The sequence below is a fragment of the Prevotella aff. ruminicola Tc2-24 genome (assembly GCF_900110895.1).
GTDB lineage: Bacteria > Bacteroidota > Bacteroidia > Bacteroidales > Bacteroidaceae > Prevotella.
The window spans coordinates 1,810-20,306 of record NZ_FOIQ01000002.1; the positions used below are offsets into that span (position 1 = coordinate 1,810).

Genomic DNA, 18,497 nt, shown 5'->3' on the forward strand with positions numbered 1-18,497 from the left:
GACCATCTGGGCACGGTGCGTGAGACGGTGACCTCGACGGGCGCGATGAAGCAGCGCGTGAACTACTACCCCTTCGGCGGCCAGCTCGTGGACACCCTGAAGGCGATGGTGTTGAGCCCCAATTTCCAGCAGTACAAGTACAACGGCAAGGAGTTCAACAACATGTATGGCCTGAACACCTACGACTACGGTGCCCGCCAGCACTACCCCGTCCTCGCAAGATGGGACAGGATCGATCCGCTCTGCGAGAAGTACTATAATGTCAGTCCGTATGCATATTGCGCCAATAATCCGGTAAATTGTGTTGATCCGGACGGAAGAGATGGTGTAAAAATAGTTGATGAAGAGAATAAGACAATTACAGTTAAGGCAGACTACTTTGTTCGAACAGGAGATAGGGCATATCGTGATTCTAATGGAAATATTCAAACACTTTCTGGCTACTCATCAGGAGATATAAACGAGATGAATGACTATAATAAATATTTGAATGAATTGAATCTTACTATTCCATCTGGTGATTACGAGGGATATTCATTAAAATTTGATCTCACATTTAAAGACGGAGGGACAACAGAAACTATACAAGCTGCTTCTGATGATTATGAAGGTCATAATATCGGAAATTCTATTTCGAAAGGAAATAGTCAACTATATAGGAATATCGGATTTGAACAAGTTGAACGTTCTGATGGTACCACATCTGTTGTTGGAGGTGTCACACAAGAAAATCAGAACATAGTAATGAATGTTGGCTACTCAGGACTTGATACAAAACAAAATAGAATTCACGAAATATTTCATACATTTGGTTTGTCACATCCAAAAGGGAATAGTGTTTCTGATGGTATTATGAATTATCCGCCCAAGAAACCAAGCAATAACGATGCTTTAAAAGTTATAAATTCTAGTGTCTTACCTATAATAAATAAAAAGAAATGAGATTATTATTTATATTTATCTTTTCCTTTGCGAATATTAGCATATTTGGGCAAATAAACGAAATGGACTTCGTTGTTAAAAACGCATATTATATATCGATAGATATTGACATGAAGCAGAATTACCCAATCATGTTTGATGTCATATTGGATAAGAATGATTCTTTGATAGTTAATACAAACAGCGAGCAGGATTTTATTAATAACATTCTACAGAACACGACATATGTTCCTCGCTGTTGGTCGTCAGATGTTTTCATAAAATTGTATGGTGACGATGGGGTTGATACAAAAACCAGATTTAGAAATTTGTTTTTTGATGAAATGGAAAAGAATGGAAGAAAGGAGACTCTAAAACTTGCAAGTGGTGGAATGGTGAATATTTCATATATAGGGTTGAAGGGTGTTTTTGTCCAGTTAAATAAAGAGATCTCTTTTTCACATGGTTTAGATCAAAAAGACAATCCTAAAGTTATTAATCCATGTATTCCATTGGCTATTACGGAATATATCTTAACCAATAATTTACCAAAAAATAAATGAAACTGCTCTTTGATTGATTTCAAGTCTGTAATGACGACTGTCAATTCGAACGTGGGAATCTCCTGAGGAATCCGCTCGTTGATTATAAGCAACCTATCCGCAATCTTGCCATGAGCAGGGCTGCGGATTTTCGTTATTATTTGCAAAAACATATAACCCATATCTGTCAACTGCATCCAAGGAATTTGCCTTAAAGCACAAAGAATTCACCTTTGGGATTTGTCAGTTTCAGAGATAATTCCTATATTTGCCGTTGGTTATCAACTATAAATCGCATGGGATTACAAAAGAGCGGCACGACGGACAAGTTCACGTTCTACTACCAGAACAAGGACCATCTGGGCACGGTGCGTGAGACGGTGACCTCGACGGGCGCGATGAAGCAGCGCGTGAACTACTACCCCTTCGGCGGCCAGCTCGTGGACACGCTGACGGTAATGATGTGGAACCGCGACTTCCAGCAGTATAAGTACAACGGTAAGGAGTTTGACGGCACGTTCGGCCTGAACACCTACGACTACGGTGCCCGCCAGCACTACCCCGTCCTCGCCCGCTGGGACCGCATCGATCCTCTGTGTGAAAAGTACTATGGCATCAGTCCGTATGCGTATTGTGCGAATAATCCTATGAGGTTTGTGGATCCAGATGGAAAAGATGTAAAAATCAAAGTTGGAAATGAACCTGTTGGTACTACAACCATAAACTTATATAGTTCTTCTGAATTGAAGAAAGGAAACATAAAGGGTCCCAAAACGACAACGGTCTCTGTATATGAGGTAACTGTGTCAAATGATTCTGGAGAAAGTAATACATATTATTATACCCGTGTGGGATATCGTAAAAATTACAACAATCAAGAGAAACCAGCAACAGAAGTTACCTTTGATGTTCTTAAAGATGGAGATACTTTTTCCGCTGTTGTAAAATCCCGTTGGGGGGGTAAGGATAACGTATTAGAATTGAGAGATCCAAACAATATAAATAATCAAACTGTAAAAGCAAAGAAAGGATCGACCCCTCAAAATAGGACCGCAATACAATTTCACATAAAAGGTGCTACAGATGGGTGCCTTTTGGCTGTTGGAAAAGACCAAATAGATTCACCTACAGAAGAAATAAGGTCTAGTCTCCCCGGGTCATCAAAAGCTGCACAGAATAGTTTTATGTCAGACATAAAGAGATATCAGAAAAGTGATTCAGATAATGGATATTCTGCAAATATTAATGTTGTTTTCGATCAATTGTATGGAGAAGAAAAAAAGAAATAAATGTTTTGTAATGGCATTGCTTTTTGTACTCAGTCTAAATGCTCAATGCCACCAGATCGGACTATCGCAAGATAGTGTTTCATTTCAGATTCCAAAAGAGGTTGAATCTGATCTAGGATACAATAAACTGCTTGGGAGATATGTTTTATCTGCAATGAAAAATGAATCTTGTGATGCTTTACATAGAGACTCATTAATGAGTCTCTATGTAAGAAGTTCGTTTGAAAAGACAATTATGTATTTATGTGATTCTGCAAACTATGCGAATTCCAATTTTATATATGAAGATGTTAGTAGATGGGTTGAGACACTCCCAAACTTATTATCTTATTGTAGTAATAAGGAGATTCAATACGCACTATGCGACAGTCTACTAAATAAGGGATGTGAGATTGGATTATTAGCAATGTGGGATTCATGTGACATAAACCGACTAGAAAATTACAGGAACTATAGAGATTTCCAAATAAGTCAGAAAAATGCTTATCTATTAGGTGATTTACTCGTAATATCTCATAATAGTAAAAACAAAAAGGAATATAAATATATAATCAGGCAGTTAAGAAGAATAGATGAAAAATACTATTTGTTTCTACGGAAGCAGTTTAATAGTAGAAATAGGGTTACATATTATGAGTATTTGGCAAATTTCAATGATTATTTGTGTAACTAATTATACGAAAATGTGAAATAAGTTGAAAGGATATCGATTGATGATTTCTTAGGCGCAGAAAGGGTCTTTGCTGTTTCTTTTCGTTTGCGCCATCTGATGTTACACGACATCACACTTTCCTCTGGAATAAAGATTGTTTACCTGTAATAGAGGTAGCCCTGAAGTGTCCTGGTTGTAGGGCGCTTCGGGGCCACTTGTATTACCAGAGATGCTGTCGGACAAAATATTTTGGAAATAACCCATGAATATTCCCAATTATTTGCTATATTTGCCGTTGGTTATCAACTATAAATCGCATGGGATTACAAAAGAGCGGCACGACGGACAAGTTCACGTTCTACTATCAGAACAAGGACCATCTGGGCACGGTGCGTGAGACGGTGACCTCGACGGGCGCGATGAAGCAGCGCGTGAACTACTACCCCTTCGGCGGCCAGCTCGTGGACACGCTGAAAGCAATGGTACTGAACCGCGACTTCCAACAATATAAGTACAACGGCAAGGAGTTCGACGGCACGTTCGGCCTGAACACCTACGACTGGCGCCCGCCAGCACGACCCGATATTGGCAAGGTGGGACCGCATCGATCCCCTGTGTGAGAAATACTACGGTATCAGTCCTTATGCGTATTGTGCCAACAATCCGGTGAAGTTTATTGATCCGGATGGAAAGAAAATATATATACCAAAACGATCGCAGTCAGAAGTTTTGCAAATGATAAACACATACTCCAAGACCCAATATAAAGTTGATGAGAATGGATATATGTGTGTTGATAAAGATGCTGAAATAAATGAAAAAGGGTCTGGCCATTATTCGGAAAGATTGGACAAAACAATTTCAGCAGAAAGGAAGCTAACTCTAATGGCGGGTGACACATATACAGCGACAAAAGGAAATGCTTCCCAGACATTTGATGTTAAGAAATATGGAGGAGGACTTACCGATAGTAAAACTGACAAAACAAACGTAAAAAACGGTTGTCTCAAAGGAAGGTCACATCGTACATGATACAGAAGGTAATGAAGTGAAAAAGCCTGCAGGAGAAGTGCTTATACATGAAATAGTTGGACATGCTGCACCGGCTATTGTAGGAACAGAAACAGGAAATGCTGTAAAGAATGAAAATATTGTTAGAAAAGAATTAGATTTACCAGAAAGAGTAGATGAAAAAGATCATTATGAAGAATAAAATTTTATTATGTTGTCTATCATTATTCACCAGTATAGGTGTTTATGCAAACGATTCCATTCTTGTTGATAAAGTATGGACAGAAAGGCGAATCATTTTTTATAGTGAGGAGGAAATGGATTCCATAGGGGAAGGACCCATGATAGAGGAGGGCGGTATTGCATGTGGTTATGCTGGATGCATAAAAATAGAGTTCTTAGGTAATCATCGGTTTAGAAAGGTATATCCTTATGGAAAAGTTTGCCTTGGAAGTTGGTATCTTAAGGATGATGTGCTTACAATTGTGTATGACAAAAGAGAAAGAAAGGAAAAGAAAAGATATAGGTTTAAGATCAAGTATAGAGAGAAGAAAGAATGCCCCACTCTTTATTTGTTTGAAATAAATAAAATCGCATGTTACATTTTCTGTAACTATAAATAGGAGGTGGCCCTGAAGTGTCCTAGTTGCGGACATTTCGGGGGCTACTTGTTTATACCTGACAGGAAAGTCGAAGTTTCCTGCCAGGTTTCAGTTACTTTACCGGCACGAAACTCCCAACTTGTCCCTGAACTTTCTTTATGCGGATTCTTGATGGAATGTGATTTGTAAATATTGTGTGCCAAATATCGGATGCTTACCAATATCGTTCACCACCATTATAAAACAAAGTATCCAACTCTTGAGCATTTTTTCTCTTTTTTCTTCTTTCTTCTCACGATTTTGCGCTACATTTGCAAGATAATCTATAACAACACAACCCTATGGCAAAGATAACTGTTCAGGACACAGAGATTACGGTTGTTTCCCATAACAACAATGATTACACATCTCTTACGGATATGGCACGTAGTCAGTTACAAGAGCATATCATCTTTCGTTGGCTCAGCCTAAAGAACACGACAGAGTACCTTGGGGGAATAGAAGAATCTAGAACTTTACAATAAAATTATGAAAAGAATTCTCTGCTTATTTTGTTTTTTCTTGATAGGTATCCATATGTATGGTAAGAGGAAAAACATAATGTATTATGTTGAAATTCCAGAATACATGGTTGCCCAATTGGATAGTGTATATTATAGTTGTACCAATGAGTTTCATGTTGGGGCGGGGATAAACGTACACAATCTGGTTAATTATAAGGATACATCCTTTAAAGATGGTATATATGTCTTCAGAGGAATGGGGCCTCATTTTCAGCAGTTGATGTTTATTAGGTATAAGCACAAATTGTATTTCTTTAATGCTCATAATGCGATAAATGTGCAGAAACAATTGATGGATGCAAAGGAGAAATTACTTATTGAGTCAAGTGATTATGTCTTATATCTCAAACACATAGCTGATTACATTTACGAATCATATGAGGCTGAAGATTATTATTATGAGGCTATAGATGAGAGTTATCATGATGGCATTTTACTTCCTCTAGGAAATTGAGGCAATAAGACGTGTAAGTCGTAAGAAATATCATAGGACAGCTCACTTTTGTCCTAAAAATGTGCCGAAAAAAGTGGTCGCCTAATATCGTGAACCAGAAAAACTAAGGGGGACTTTTAGTTCCTTTTCCCCCTGTTTGGCGTAGAGATGGGGGCTACTTTGGGTAGGGGTGGCTTCTAACAGTCAAGGAGATAGTCTCCATGACTGTAAGGAATGGCACTTACGAGTGAAAGAGATAATCTCTTATAGGGTATAGGGATTATCTCTTTCACTTGTGGAGCCTATCTGAATGACTCTTGGAGATTATCTCGTTGAGTGTAAGATGCCACCCTGTCCTCGTATATGTATAATTATCTTATTATCAACTGATTACGAAAACCGCCTAAAACTCGCGTCTATGGCCCTCACTCCAGCGTTCCTGACCTCTGTGCGAGTTATGAACGATCGTTTGTAAAGATATATCGTATTTGGCCCTTCGACAAGCTCAGGAACCACTCAGGGGCCGCTCTGGGACAACCCTTCGACAGGCTCAAGGACCGTGGGGCATTGCTTCGGCAGGCTCAGCAACCGCAAGCTTGGGAGCGGGGGCTCTTTGGGACGAGAAACAGCATCATTTATCAGAAATGCACATCAATATGCACAAAACATACATTATTGGCTACAAAATATGAATTTTTATTCGAAAACGCTTGGTTGTTTCGTAGATTTTGCATAATTTTGCAGCCCAAAAGAGAGAAATATTGTAATTAAACAAATAGTTATGGCAGAACAATTAGAAGTGAAGGAGCTGGACCAGGTTGTTGTCCGCTTCTCGGGTGATTCCGGTGACGGTATGCAGTTGGCCGGAAACATTTTTTCTACGGTCAGTGCCACCGTTGGTAACGGCATCTCTACATTCCCAGACTACCCAGCGGACATCCGCGCCCCGCAAGGCTCGCTGACGGGTGTCTCAGGCTTCCAGGTACACATCGGCGCCGGAAAGGTGTACACCCCGGGCGACAAGTGCGACGTGCTCGTTGCGATGAACGCCGCCGCCCTGAAGACGCAGTACCGCTATGCTAAGCCGGGTGCCACGATCATCATCGACACCGACTCGTTCGGTCCGAAGGATCTGGAGAAGGCACAGTTCAATACCGAGGACTATCTCGGTGAGATGAACATCGATCCCGACCGCGTGATCCAGTGCCCGCTCACCACCATGGTCAAGGACTGTCTGGCCGACTCGGGCATGGACAACAAGGCGATGCTGAAATGCCGTAACATGTTCGCCCTCGGACTCGTGTGCTGGCTCTTCGACCGCGACCTGAACCTCGTTGGTAACTTCCTCAAGGAGAAGTTCGCCAAGAAACCTGCCATCGCAGAGAATAATATTAAGGTGGTGCAGGCCGGCTACGACTACGGTCATAACACCCACTCCTCGGCTGTCAACGTATACCGCATCGAGTCGAAGGAGAAGGTGCCCGGACGTTATATGGACATCACAGGTAACAAGGCCACGGCCTACGGCTTCATCGCCGCTGCCGAGAAGGCCGGTCTCCGTCTGTACCTGGGTTCCTACCCCATCACCCCTGCCACCGACGTGCTCCACGAGCTGTCGAAGCACAAGTCGCTGGGCGTGACCACCGTACAGTGCGAGGATGAGATCTCGGGCTGTGCCTCAGCACTGGGCGCCTCGTTCGCCGGTGCCCTGGGCGTAACCTCGACCTCCGGTCCTGGCATCTGTCTGAAGAGTGAGGCCATGAACCTCGCCGTGATCATGGAGCTGCCGCTCGTGGTGCTCGACGTACAGCGTGGCGGTCCTGCCACGGGTCTGCCCACAAAATCGGAACAGACCGACCTGCTGCAGGCTCTCTTCGGCCGTAACGGTGAAAGCCCGATGCCAGTGATGGCCGCCACCAGTCCTACCGACTGCTTCGACGCCGCCTACCAGGCTTGTAAGATCGCCCTGGAGCACATGACACCTGTGGTGCTTCTCACCGACGCCTTCGTGGCCAACGGCTCGGGTGCCTTCAAGCTCCCAGAGATCGCTAAGCTCGACCCGATCAATCCGCCATACGTACCCGAGGAACTGAAAGGAAAGTGGACACCGTATATGCGTGCCGAGAACGGTACCCGCTACTGGGCCGTGCCGGGTCGTGAGGGCTTCGCTCATATCCTCGGCGGACTGGAGAAAGACTCTAACACAGGCGCCATCTCTACGAACCCGGAGAACCACGACCTGATGACGCGTCTGCGCCAGCAGAAGATCGCGAACATCCAGGTGCCCGACCTTGAGGTCGACGGTGACGTACAGGATGCCGACCTGCTCATCGTGGGCTTCGGTTCTACTTACGGTCATCTGCACTCTGCCATGGACGAGCTCCGTGCGAAAGGCTATAAGGTGGCTCAGACGCACTTCAAGTACCTGAACCCGCTGCCGAAGAACACGGCCGACGTGCTGAAGAAGTATAAGAAGGTGGTTGTGGCCGAGCAGAACATGGGTCAGCTCGCCGGTTACCTGCGCATGAAGGTCGACAACTTCGTTCCGTTCCAGTTCAACCAGGTAAAAGGTCAGCCGTTCATTGTTTCCGAACTCGTAGACTCGTTCGAGAATATAATTAAGAGTTAAGAGTTAAGAATTAAGAAATAAATGACTCTGGAAAATCCGATAGAAAACCGTGCTTATCAGTTCGCCTTGCGAATGGTAAAAGCATACAAGTATCTGACAAGACAACAATCAGAATTTGTGTTATCTAAACAGATGCTTCGAAGCGGTACCTCAATTGGCGCTATGATGCGTGAGGCTAAATTTGCACAAAGCCGTGCAGACTTTATAAGCAAGACCTCGATCGCATTAAAAGAAGCCAATGAGACTCTCTACTGGATTGAACTCTTACATGATAGTGAATATATAGATGATAAAACCTTTGAGTCTATTCACAATGAAGCTAACGAGATAACATCCATTTTAGCATCAATTGTGAAGACGACCAAAGAAAACTCTGATAAATATGACAATAATGACTGTAATATTCTTAACTCTTAATTCTTAACTCTTAATTAAAATGTTTACAGCACAAGATTTTAAGAAAGGCCAGCCTCGTTGGTGCCCTGGTTGCGGTGACCACTTCTTCCTGGCTTCACTCCATAAGGCTATGGCCGAGATCGGCGTAGCTCCCGAGAACGTAGCAGTAATCTCTGGTATCGGCTGCTCCAGTCGTCTTCCCCACTACATGGCTACCTACGGCATGAACACTATCCACGGTCGTGCCGCCGCCATCGCCACGGGTGCGAAGGTTGCCAACCCCGACCTGACCGTATGGCAGGTGTCGGGCGACGGTGACGGACTGGCTATCGGTGGTAACCACTTCATCCATGCCAACCGCCGTAACATCAATCTGAACATGATCCTTCTGAACAACCGTATCTACGGATTGACGAAGGGTCAGTACTCACCCACCTCACCACGTGGCTTCGTGTCGAAGTCGAGCCCTTACGGAACGGTAGAGGATCCGTTCCGTCCTGCCGAGCTCTGCTTCGGTGCCCGCGGCCATTTCTTCGCCCGTGCCGTCGCCACCGACGCCAAGGGAACCGTAGAGATCCTGAAGGCCGCCTACGAGCACAAGGGTGCCGCCGTCTGCGAGATCCTGCAGAACTGCGTGATCTTCAACGACCACTGCCATGACATCGTGTACAACAACGAGGGTCGTAAGAAGAACGCCATCTACGTGCGCCACGGTGAGAAGCTCGTGTTCGGTGAGAACAACGAGTTCGGACTGGTACAGGAGGGCTTCGGCCTGAAGGTGGTGGAGATCGGCAAGGACGGCTACACCATCGACGATGTACTCGTGCACGACGCTCACTGCGAGGACAACACCCTGCAACTGAAGCTCGCCATGATGACTCCGGAAGACGGATTCCCCATCGCCCTCGGCGTGATCCGCGACGTGGATGCTCCGACCTACGACGAGGCCGTCCACGCTCAGTTGGAAGAGGTGAGCGCTCAGAAGAAGTATCACAACTTCACCGAGCTTCTGGAGACCAACGACATCTGGACTGTCAGCGAATAAGCTGAAGAAGATATCCACACACAACCAAGGATAAAAGGACAGACCGTTCTGCCCTTTTATCCTTTTTTGATTTCTATCAATCAGAAGCCGTAAAAAGGCAATCGTTTGCAAAGTCTACTTGACAATTCCGCCAAGGAGGATAAGAGTAAAAGAAGTATTTGTGTATTTATACACTCGTTATACGGGTATTTTATTTCATTCTTATTACTTTATTCTCAAAAACTTACTACCTTTGTGGCGGTTTTCAAAAAACGACCACAAGAATCTAAGAATTATCAACAATTACTATTAGATATGTTTCACATATACAAAGGATTTCCACTCGTTGAGACGTACCATAAGATGCGTTTTCAACGTAAATACCATCCTGCCGATGGTACCAAAAGGGCTATCAAGATTGCTCTGGTAGCCATAGTAACCCTCTTGCTTTGGAACATGCCTTCCGAGTGGTACGGCATCCAGAACCTGACCGTCATCCAGCAGCGCATCATCGCTATCTTCGCGTTTGCCACGCTGATGTGGGTTCTTGAGGTGGTCTCCTCATGGGCCACGTCAATCGCCATCATCGTCATCATGCTGCTGTTCTGTACGGACAGTGGTATCGCACCGATGGTGAATGAGGAGGTTGTTGGAAAAGTGCTGAGTCACAAGGGCGTGATGGCCACATTCGCCGACCCGACCATCATGCTGTTCATCGGTGGATTCGTGCTGGCCATCGCCGCCACAAAGACAGGTCTCGACGCTCAGTTGGCTAAGGTATTGCTGAGACCATTCGGTACTCGCAGTGAGATGGTGCTGTTGGGCTTCTTGCTCATCACCGGTCTGTTCTCGATGTTCGTGTCGAACACAGCCACTGCCGCTATGATGCTCACCTTCCTGACACCGGTGTTCCGTCAGCTGCCGCCCGAAGGCAAAGGCCGCGTCGCACTGGCCATGTCGATTCCCGTGGCTGCCAACCTCGGTGGTATGGGTACCCCTATCGGTACACCGCCGAACACCATCGCCCTGAAATACCTGAACGACCCTGAGGGTCTGAACCTCGGTCTGGGCTTCAGTCAGTGGATGATGTTCATGTTCCCCCTCGTCATCCTGCTGCTGTTCATCAGCTGGAGAATCCTGCTGAAGATGTTCCCCTTCACCCAGAAGAACATCGAACTGACCATTGAGGGCGGCATACAGAAGGGACGTCACTCGTGGATCGTCATCGTGACATTCTTCGTCACCATCGCTCTTTGGCTGTCTGACAAGTTCACTGGCATCAACTCTAATACGGTGGCCATGATACCGTTCATGGTGTTCGCCCTGACGGGTGTCATCAACAAGCGCGACCTGGAGCAGATCAACTGGAGTGTCATCTGGATGGTGGCCGGAGGCTTCGCCCTCGGCTATGGTCTGAACGCCTCTGGTCTGGCAGCCAATGCCGTGGAGAGCATTCCCTTCGGTGAGTTCTCACCGGTGCTCATCCTGCTTCTTGGCGGTGCTATCTGCTACCTGCTGTCGAACTTCATCTCGAACTCGGCTACGGCAGCACTGCTCATGCCGATCCTGGCAATCGTCTGCGGTGCCATGGGCGACAAGCTCGATCCTATCGGTGGTACCCCGACCGTACTGATTGGTGTGGCCATCGCCGCTTCGTCGGCCATGATCCTGCCGATCTCTACCCCACCGAACGCTCTGGCCTTCGCTACTGGTTATGTGAAGCAGAACGACATGGTGAAGATGGGTATCATCATGGGCTTCATCTCGATGCTCTTCGGCTTCGGCCTCGTGTACCTGATGGGTACGCTCCACCTGATCTAAGAGAATTTCATCTATTATATACCAACAAAAAATCCCGCTCTGCCATGAGCGGGATTTTTTAGTATTAAGAGCAAAAGATTTAACGCCAAATCTGCGACTAAATGAAATAAAATGATTATCTTTGCAACCGTAAACTATAAATTAATTCAACCAACAAGTTATAATCATGACTAATAATCTTACAACAAGACTTCTTCTTGTCGTACTTACATGTATGATCGGAACAAATGTCTATTCCTATGACATCGCAGTAAAGAATGCTCAAGGCACCGACATTTATTACAACCGTATTGGCGCTGAAGATGATTACAAATTGGAGGTTACATTTCTTTCTTATGGCGAAGCCTCATATTCAGGAAATGTAGTCATCCCAGAGGAAGAGACTTACATGGGCAAGACGTATAAGGTTATTTCCATAGGCAAAAGCGCTTTTGAAGGATGCAGTAGCCTGACTACAATAACGATTCCTAATTGCGTCACATCAATAGGAGACTACGCTTTCGAAGGGTGTAGCAGTCTGACGAATATAACAATCCCCAACAACGTTACTTCAATAGGAGACTACGCTTTCGAAGGGTGTAGCAGTCTGACGAATATAACAATCCCCAACAACGTTACTTCAATAGGTGCTGGTGCTTTTGCGAGATGTAGGAGCTTTACAACGATAACCATCCCCAACAGCGTCACATCAATAGGTGCTAGAGCTTTCACAGAATGTAGCAACTTGACTACGATAAATATCCCCAATAGCGTCACGTCAATAGACTATTTGACTTTTTCAGAATGCAGCAATCTTGTTTCGATAACGATTCCAAACAGCGTCACGTCAATAGATGATGGTGCTTTTAAAGGATGTAGTAGTCTGACTGCAATAACGATTCCCGACAGCGTCACGTCAATAGACTATTTGACTTTTAAAGGATGTAGTAGTCTGACTGCAATAACGATTCCTGACTGCGTCACGTCAATCGGTGATGACGCTTTTGAAGGATGCAGTAGTCTGGCTGTAATAACGATTCCCAACTGTGTCACATCAATCGGTGATGACACTTTTTCAGGATGCAGTAGTCTGAACGCCATAACGATTCCCGACAGCGTCACGTCAATAGGCAATGGTGCTTTCGAGGGATGCAGTAGTCTGACTACAATAACGATCCCAGACAATGTTACATCAATAGGCTATGCCGCATTCTCTGGTTGCACAGGGTTGGTATCTGTTATTATACATTGTTCCCCCACCTATATTGGTTCTGAAATCTTCCACGATTGTAGCAATCTAAAAGAAGTGACGTTGGACTGTGAGACCATCAATTCAGAACTACTATCTGGAGCGCATTCTGCCGAGAAAATCACATTGAACGAAAAGGTGAAATTTATCGATGATTATGCTTTCGTTCATTTCGATAATCTCACTTCCATAAATATTCCTAATAATGTCACATCAATAGGCGAAGGAACCTTCAAAAACTGCAAAAGCCTAACCACCATCGATCTCCATGAAGGCATCACATCTATAGGTTATGCCGCCTTTTTTGGATGCAGTAGTCTAACTAATATAACAATCCCCAACAGCGTTACTTTTATAGGTGCTGACGCTTTCTATTGTTGTGTCAATCTAACCTCTGTAAACATCCCTAATAGCGTCACATCCATTGCGGAAGATACTTTCGCCGGTTGTAGCAGTCTAAACTCTATAACAATTCCAAACGGCGTCACATCAATAGGTGAGAATGCATTCTCCGGCTGCAGCAACCTGACCACGATAAACATCCCTAATAGCATCACATCTATAAGAGATGGTTCTTTCATAGGTTGTTGCGGTCTAAACTCTATAACAATTCCAAACGGCGTCACATCAATAGGTGAGGGGGCATTCGCTGGCTGCAGCAACCTGACTACGATAATTGTCCCCAATAGCATCACATCCATTGGTAATGGTGCTTTTTATGATTGTAGCGGTTTAACCTCTGTTACAATTCTTTGTTCTCCGACCTCAATCGGTCAAGGATTATTCGAAAAATGCAACAATTTAAAAGAAATAACATTTGACTGTGATATGGTTATTCCATTATTTGCATATTGTGTTGAGAAGGTCGTAATGACAAAAAAAGTGAAATCTATTAGCGACTATGCTTTTGAAAGCTATAGCAATCTAAAGAGTGTTGAACTCCCTAATAGTATCACATCTATAGGTAATGGTGCTTTCAATGCTTGTACTAATCTATCTACAATAAATATTCCTAATGATGTTATTTCAATTGGTGAATATGCATTCGGAGATTGTACAAACCTGACTTCGATCATCATTCCGAATAGCGTCACCTCAATAGGTGAAAGTGCATTTTTTAGATGTTGCAGTTTAGTCTCTGCAGAAATTTCCAACAGCATCACATTCATTGCTAACTCAACTTTTGAGGAATGTAGTAGCCTTACGACCATAACCATCCCTAATAGTGTCAAATCAATAGGCAGTAGAGCTTTTGGAGGATGCAAAAACCTTACTACCATAATAATTCCCAATAGTGTCACAGACATTGCTAATAGAGTTTTCGAAGAATGTGCAAGCCTAACCTCGGTCATCATTCCGAATAGTGTTACCTCATTAGGCGAAAAGGCTTTTTATAGATGTCGCAGTTTGGTCTCTGCAGAAATTTCCAACAGCATCACATCCATAGCCAACTCAACTTTCGAGGAATGCACCAACCTGACGACCATAAACATCCCTAACAGTGTCACGTCAATAAGTGAAGGGGCTTTTTCAGAATGCAGCAATCTTGTTTCGATAACGATTCCAAACAGCGTCACGTCAATAAGTGGATGGGCTTTTTCCGGATGTACTAGCCTTAGTGATGTTAGTATCCCAAATAGTGTTACATCTATAGAAGAACACGTCTTTGAGAGATGTAACAGCCTTACAACAGTTAGTATTCCTAAAAGTGTTACATCCATAGGCATAAGTGCTTTTTCGTATTGCAGCAATCTTAGCTCCATTGACATTCCTGATAGTGTCACAGACATCTGTCAATGTGCTTTCTCTAACTGCACGAGTCTGAGTTCAATAATTATCCCCGAGAGTGTGATCTCCATTGGAGCCAGCGCTTTCTCTGATTGCACCCATTTAATATCTGTATCCCTACCCAACCGCGTCATATCTATAGAGGATTCCGCTTTTGATGGTTGTTTGAACCTGACATCACTTGATATTCCTCAAAGTGTGACGAGCCTCGGTCTTAATTTCATTGACCGATGCTTCAATATGACAGACCTCTATGTCTATCACACTACCCCTCTTGCCATTAGCGAAGAGACTTTGTTTTTGCCATTACAACAGCAAGCGACATTACACGTGCCGACTGGCTGTAAAGAGGCGTATATGACTGCTCCTTACTGGAAGGACTTCTCCAAGATTGTCGACGACATCACATCGACAGGCATTGCCTCTATCACGACGGACGATGAGGATGACCAGATCTTCGACATCAAAGGAAACCGCATCGACAACCTCCAGCATGGCCTAAACATCATCAAGAAGAAAAACGGCCAGATTGTCAAGATCCTCAAATAGCATTTCAGACCTTCATATACAAACAAAAAGAATCCCGCTCTGTCTGGAGCGGGATTTTTTATATCCTTAGTCTATTACAGTTTCTCACCGTAGCAGAGATCGCCACAATCGCCGAAGCCTGGGACGATATACTTATGCTCGTTCATGCCCGGGTCGATGGCGGCACACCAGATGGTGGAATCCTCTGGCAGAACGCTCTTCACCACCTCCAGACCCTCTGGCACAGCAATGACACTGGCAATATGCACCTTCTTAGGCTTACCGGTCTTGATCAGTGCCTCGATGGCCGCCGCCATCGAACCGCCGGTGGCCAGCATCGGGTCGACGATAATAAGCGTCTTACCCTTCGGACTGGGCGCAGCCATATATTCGGTATGAATACCCACCTCGGTATGCTCACGGTTGGTGTACATCCGATAGGCCGACACAAAGGCGTTATCGGCATGGTCGAACACGTTGAGGAATCCCTCATGGAAGGGGAGACCGGCACGGAGCACAGTAGCAATCAGCAAATCCTCCTTCGGCAGAGGGATCTCGAGCGTTCCCAAAGGGGTCGTGACCGTCTTCGGTTTGTATTCCAGAGTCTTAGAGAGCTCGAAGGCCATCATCTCACCGACACGTCTGATGTTGTGACGAAACAGCATACGGTTCCTCTGGTAGTTCTTGTCGCGCAGTTCCGACATATACAGGTTGATCACCGAATTACTCTTGCTGAAATCTATTACTTGCATATTCTTACAGTTTTTAGTTTATGTGTGCAAAAGTAAGCATAATATCTGAAAATGCCAATGATTTCTGAAAATAATTACATAAAGGTATGTATATCTATACACCCACGAATATTTTTTGTTATGTCGGTGTGACAAAAGAGGCACTTTCCTTTCTAATTTTAAGTTCTTTAACCTAAAAAGGCCGTGTGCCTACACAAAATTCAGGAATTGTGACAAGTCTATTGTGAATTAATTCGTAACTTTGCAGGCGATTAAAAAGAACATCTTATTAAGAGATCATTTTCACAATTAAAAAAATAGTAATATGGCAAAGTTAGATTTGACACAGTATGGCATCACCGGTTCTACCGTGATTGCTCACAACCCGTCGTATGAGGTTCTCTTCGAAGAGGAGACGAAGGCTGGTCTGACTGGTTTCGACAAGGGTCAGAACACAGAGCTCAACGCTGTAAACGTAATGACTGGTATCTACACTGGTCGTTCTCCTAAGGACAAGTATATCGTTGATGACGCTCAGAGCCATGACAAGGTATGGTGGACTACTGAGGAGTACAAGAACGACAACCACCCCATGAGCGAGGAGGTTTGGGCAAAGGTGAAGGACATTGCCATCAAGGAGCTCTGCAACAAGAACCTGTATGTTGTTGACGCTTTCTGTGGTGCTAACGAGGGTACCCGTCTGGCCGTCCGCTTCATCGTGGAGGTTGCTTGGCAGGCTCACTTCGTAACGAACATGTTCATCCAGCCTACTGCTGAGGAGCTGGAGAAGTTCGAGCCTAACTTCGTCATCTACAATGCTTCTAAGGCAAAGGTTGAGGACTACAAGGAGCTGGGTCTGAACTCAGAGACTTGTGTTGCTTTCAACACCACTAGCCGCGAGCAGGTTATCATCAACACCTGGTACGGTGGTGAGATGAAGAAGGGTATGTTCTCTATGCAGAACTACTATCTGCCCCTGCAGGGTATCGCTTCTATGCACTGCTCTGCCAACACTGACATGGAGGGTAAGAACACCGCCATCTTCTTCGGTCTGTCTGGTACTGGTAAGACCACTCTGTCTACCGACCCGAAGCGTCTGCTGATCGGTGACGACGAGCACGGATGGGACGACGAGGGTGTGTTCAACCTCGAGGGCGGTTGCTATGCAAAGGTTATCAACCTGAGCAAGGAGAACGAGCCCGACATCTATGGTGCTATCAAGCGCAACGCTCTGCTGGAGAATGTTACTGTTGCCGAGGATGGCAAGATCGACTTCGCTGACAAGAGCGTCACCGAGAACACTCGTGTATCATACCCCATCAACCACATCGAGAAGATCGCCCAGAAGGTGAACGGTAAGAGCGCAGGTCCTGACGCAAAGAACGTGATCTTCCTTTCTGCCGACGCATTCGGTGTACTGCCTCCCGTTTCTATCCTGACTCCTGAGCAGACCAAGTACTACTTCCTGTCTGGTTTCACAGCTAAGTTGGCTGGTACAGAGCGCGGTATCACTGAGCCTACTCCTACATTCTCTGCTTGCTTCGGTCAGGCATTCCTCGAGCTGCACCCAACTAAGTATGCTGAGGAGCTGGTTAAGAAGATGGAGAAGAGCGGTGCCAAGGCATACCTGGTTAATACCGGTTGGAACGGTACTGGCAAGCGTATCTCTATCCCCGATACACGTGGTATCATCGACGCCATCCTGGACGGAAGCATCCTGAAGGCTCCTACCAAGAAGGTTCCCTTCTTCGACTTCGAGGTTCCGACAGAGCTGCCTAACGTAAATCCTGCTATTCTTGATCCTCGTGACACTTATGCAACTGCTGCTGAGTGGGAGGAGAAGGCTAAGGATCTGGCTGCCCGTTTCATCAAGAACTTCAAGAAGTACGAGGGCAACGAGGCCGGTAAGGCTCTGGTCGCTGCAGGTCCGAAGTTGTAAAACGCAGGACCGGAAGCAACTTCGCCTATGGGGGCAAGTTGCAGGTCCGAAACTCTAAGTTTCATTTAGAGCAAAAAACAATACTCTATACAATGGGTTGGCTGTGCCGAAAGGTGCAGCCAATCTTTTTTTGATGTAAGTCAAAAAGGCGACTGCATCAGGTACTTTTTCTTAACTCTTAAATCCCAACTCTTATTTTCTACGTACCTTTGCAGCGCAATCGTGAGATTGTATTGTTATTCATTAGGTTAGTAGTTAATAGATTTTTTAAGGTAAAGATTATGTTATTAGATTTTCAAACAGCGGTCATGTTGGCGTTTGTTGCTGTTGCGACTGTTCTGAGTGTCATTACGCTCATGAACACCAACGTTCGCTAACTTCAAGGCCATGGAGTTTTCTC

The 18,497-nt window shown here is 44.9% G+C and carries 17 protein-coding genes; 16 read left to right on the plus strand and 1 reads right to left on the minus strand.

All coding sequences use genetic code 11. The features are described 5' to 3' along the window. The 15 genes from BMY63_RS04295 to BMY63_RS04360 form a co-directional block, all read left to right on the plus strand. The coding region (locus BMY63_RS04295; RefSeq protein ID WP_305729032.1) for an RHS repeat domain-containing protein at nt 1-942 on the plus strand (942 nt) is incomplete at its 5' end. Further along, nucleotides 939-1,484, plus strand: a complete 546-nt coding sequence (locus BMY63_RS04300) for a hypothetical protein (protein WP_143065717.1) — start codon at nt 939-941, stop codon at nt 1,482-1,484. The genes BMY63_RS04295 and BMY63_RS04300, both read left to right, overlap by 4 nt. A gap of 275 nt (nt 1,485-1,759) precedes the next feature. Beyond that, a complete protein-coding gene (locus BMY63_RS04305) occupies nt 1,760-2,752 on the plus strand; it encodes an RHS repeat domain-containing protein (protein ID WP_091914980.1) in 993 nt (330 codons plus the stop codon). Further along, nucleotides 2,730-3,425 (plus strand): hypothetical protein, encoded by a 696-nt coding sequence (locus BMY63_RS04310; RefSeq protein ID WP_091914982.1) that lies wholly within the window; start codon nt 2,730-2,732, stop codon nt 3,423-3,425. The genes BMY63_RS04305 and BMY63_RS04310 overlap by 23 nt, the downstream gene beginning before the upstream one ends. A gap of 296 nt (nt 3,426-3,721) precedes the next feature. After that, nucleotides 3,722-4,024, plus strand: a complete 303-nt coding sequence (locus BMY63_RS04315) for a hypothetical protein (protein ID WP_091914984.1) — start codon at nt 3,722-3,724, stop codon at nt 4,022-4,024. Between the two features lie 46 nt (nt 4,025-4,070). Further along, complete coding sequence (locus tag BMY63_RS04320; RefSeq protein ID WP_256218960.1) at nt 4,071-4,436, plus strand: hypothetical protein; 366 nt, start codon at nt 4,071-4,073, stop codon at nt 4,434-4,436. 16 nt (nt 4,437-4,452) lie between these two features. Beyond that, nucleotides 4,453-4,617, plus strand: a complete 165-nt coding sequence (locus tag BMY63_RS12285) for a hypothetical protein (RefSeq protein ID WP_177178381.1) — start codon at nt 4,453-4,455, stop codon at nt 4,615-4,617. Beyond that, nucleotides 4,607-5,038, plus strand: a complete 432-nt coding sequence (locus BMY63_RS04325; RefSeq protein WP_143065718.1) for a hypothetical protein — start codon at nt 4,607-4,609, stop codon at nt 5,036-5,038. Before BMY63_RS12285 ends, BMY63_RS04325 begins: the two co-directional genes overlap by 11 nt. Before the next feature lie 320 nt (nt 5,039-5,358). After that, the gene (locus BMY63_RS04330) at nt 5,359-5,541 is read left to right on the plus strand and encodes a KilA-N domain-containing protein (RefSeq protein ID WP_091915000.1); all 183 of its coding nucleotides are present in this window, start codon (nt 5,359-5,361) and stop codon (nt 5,539-5,541) included. A gap of 4 nt (nt 5,542-5,545) precedes the next feature. Continuing rightward, nucleotides 5,546-6,034: a hypothetical protein gene (locus BMY63_RS04335; protein WP_143065719.1), complete on the plus strand. Its 489-nt coding sequence runs from the start codon at nt 5,546-5,548 to the stop codon at nt 6,032-6,034. A gap of 760 nt (nt 6,035-6,794) precedes the next feature. After that, a complete protein-coding gene (locus BMY63_RS04340; RefSeq protein WP_091915005.1) occupies nt 6,795-8,642 on the plus strand; it encodes a 2-oxoacid:acceptor oxidoreductase subunit alpha in 1,848 nt (615 codons plus the stop codon). 21 nt (nt 8,643-8,663) lie between these two features. Continuing rightward, nucleotides 8,664-9,059 carry a four helix bundle protein gene (locus BMY63_RS04345; protein ID WP_091901826.1) on the plus strand — a complete coding sequence of 132 codons (396 nt, stop codon included), beginning with the start codon at nt 8,664-8,666 and terminating at the stop codon, nt 9,057-9,059. Nucleotides 9,060-9,078: 19 nt separating this feature from the next. Next, nucleotides 9,079-10,083: a 2-oxoacid:ferredoxin oxidoreductase subunit beta gene (locus tag BMY63_RS04350; RefSeq protein ID WP_371113573.1), complete on the plus strand. Its 1,005-nt coding sequence runs from the start codon at nt 9,079-9,081 to the stop codon at nt 10,081-10,083. A gap of 294 nt (nt 10,084-10,377) precedes the next feature. Beyond that, entirely contained in the window at nt 10,378-11,883 is a 1,506-nt protein-coding gene (locus BMY63_RS04355; protein WP_176771121.1) for an SLC13 family permease, read from the plus strand. A 166-nt stretch (nt 11,884-12,049) separates the two neighbouring features. After that, nucleotides 12,050-15,448, plus strand: coding sequence for a leucine-rich repeat domain-containing protein (locus BMY63_RS04360; RefSeq protein WP_091915009.1), 3,399 nt, complete (start codon nt 12,050-12,052; stop codon nt 15,446-15,448). A 74-nt stretch (nt 15,449-15,522) separates the two neighbouring features. Here the strand turns inward: BMY63_RS04360 and upp are convergent, their stop codons facing one another. Beyond that, nucleotides 15,523-16,179: a uracil phosphoribosyltransferase gene (gene upp, locus BMY63_RS04365; protein ID WP_091915011.1), complete on the minus strand. Its 657-nt coding sequence runs from the start codon at nt 16,177-16,179 to the stop codon at nt 15,523-15,525. A 304-nt stretch (nt 16,180-16,483) separates the two neighbouring features. On the opposite strand from upp, the gene pckA reads away from it, so the two are divergent. Next, on the plus strand, nt 16,484-18,097 hold the full coding sequence (pckA, locus tag BMY63_RS04370) for a phosphoenolpyruvate carboxykinase (ATP) (protein WP_091915012.1): 1,614 nt from the start codon (nt 16,484-16,486) through the stop codon (nt 18,095-18,097). Nucleotides 18,098-18,497: the final 400 nt, after the last annotated feature.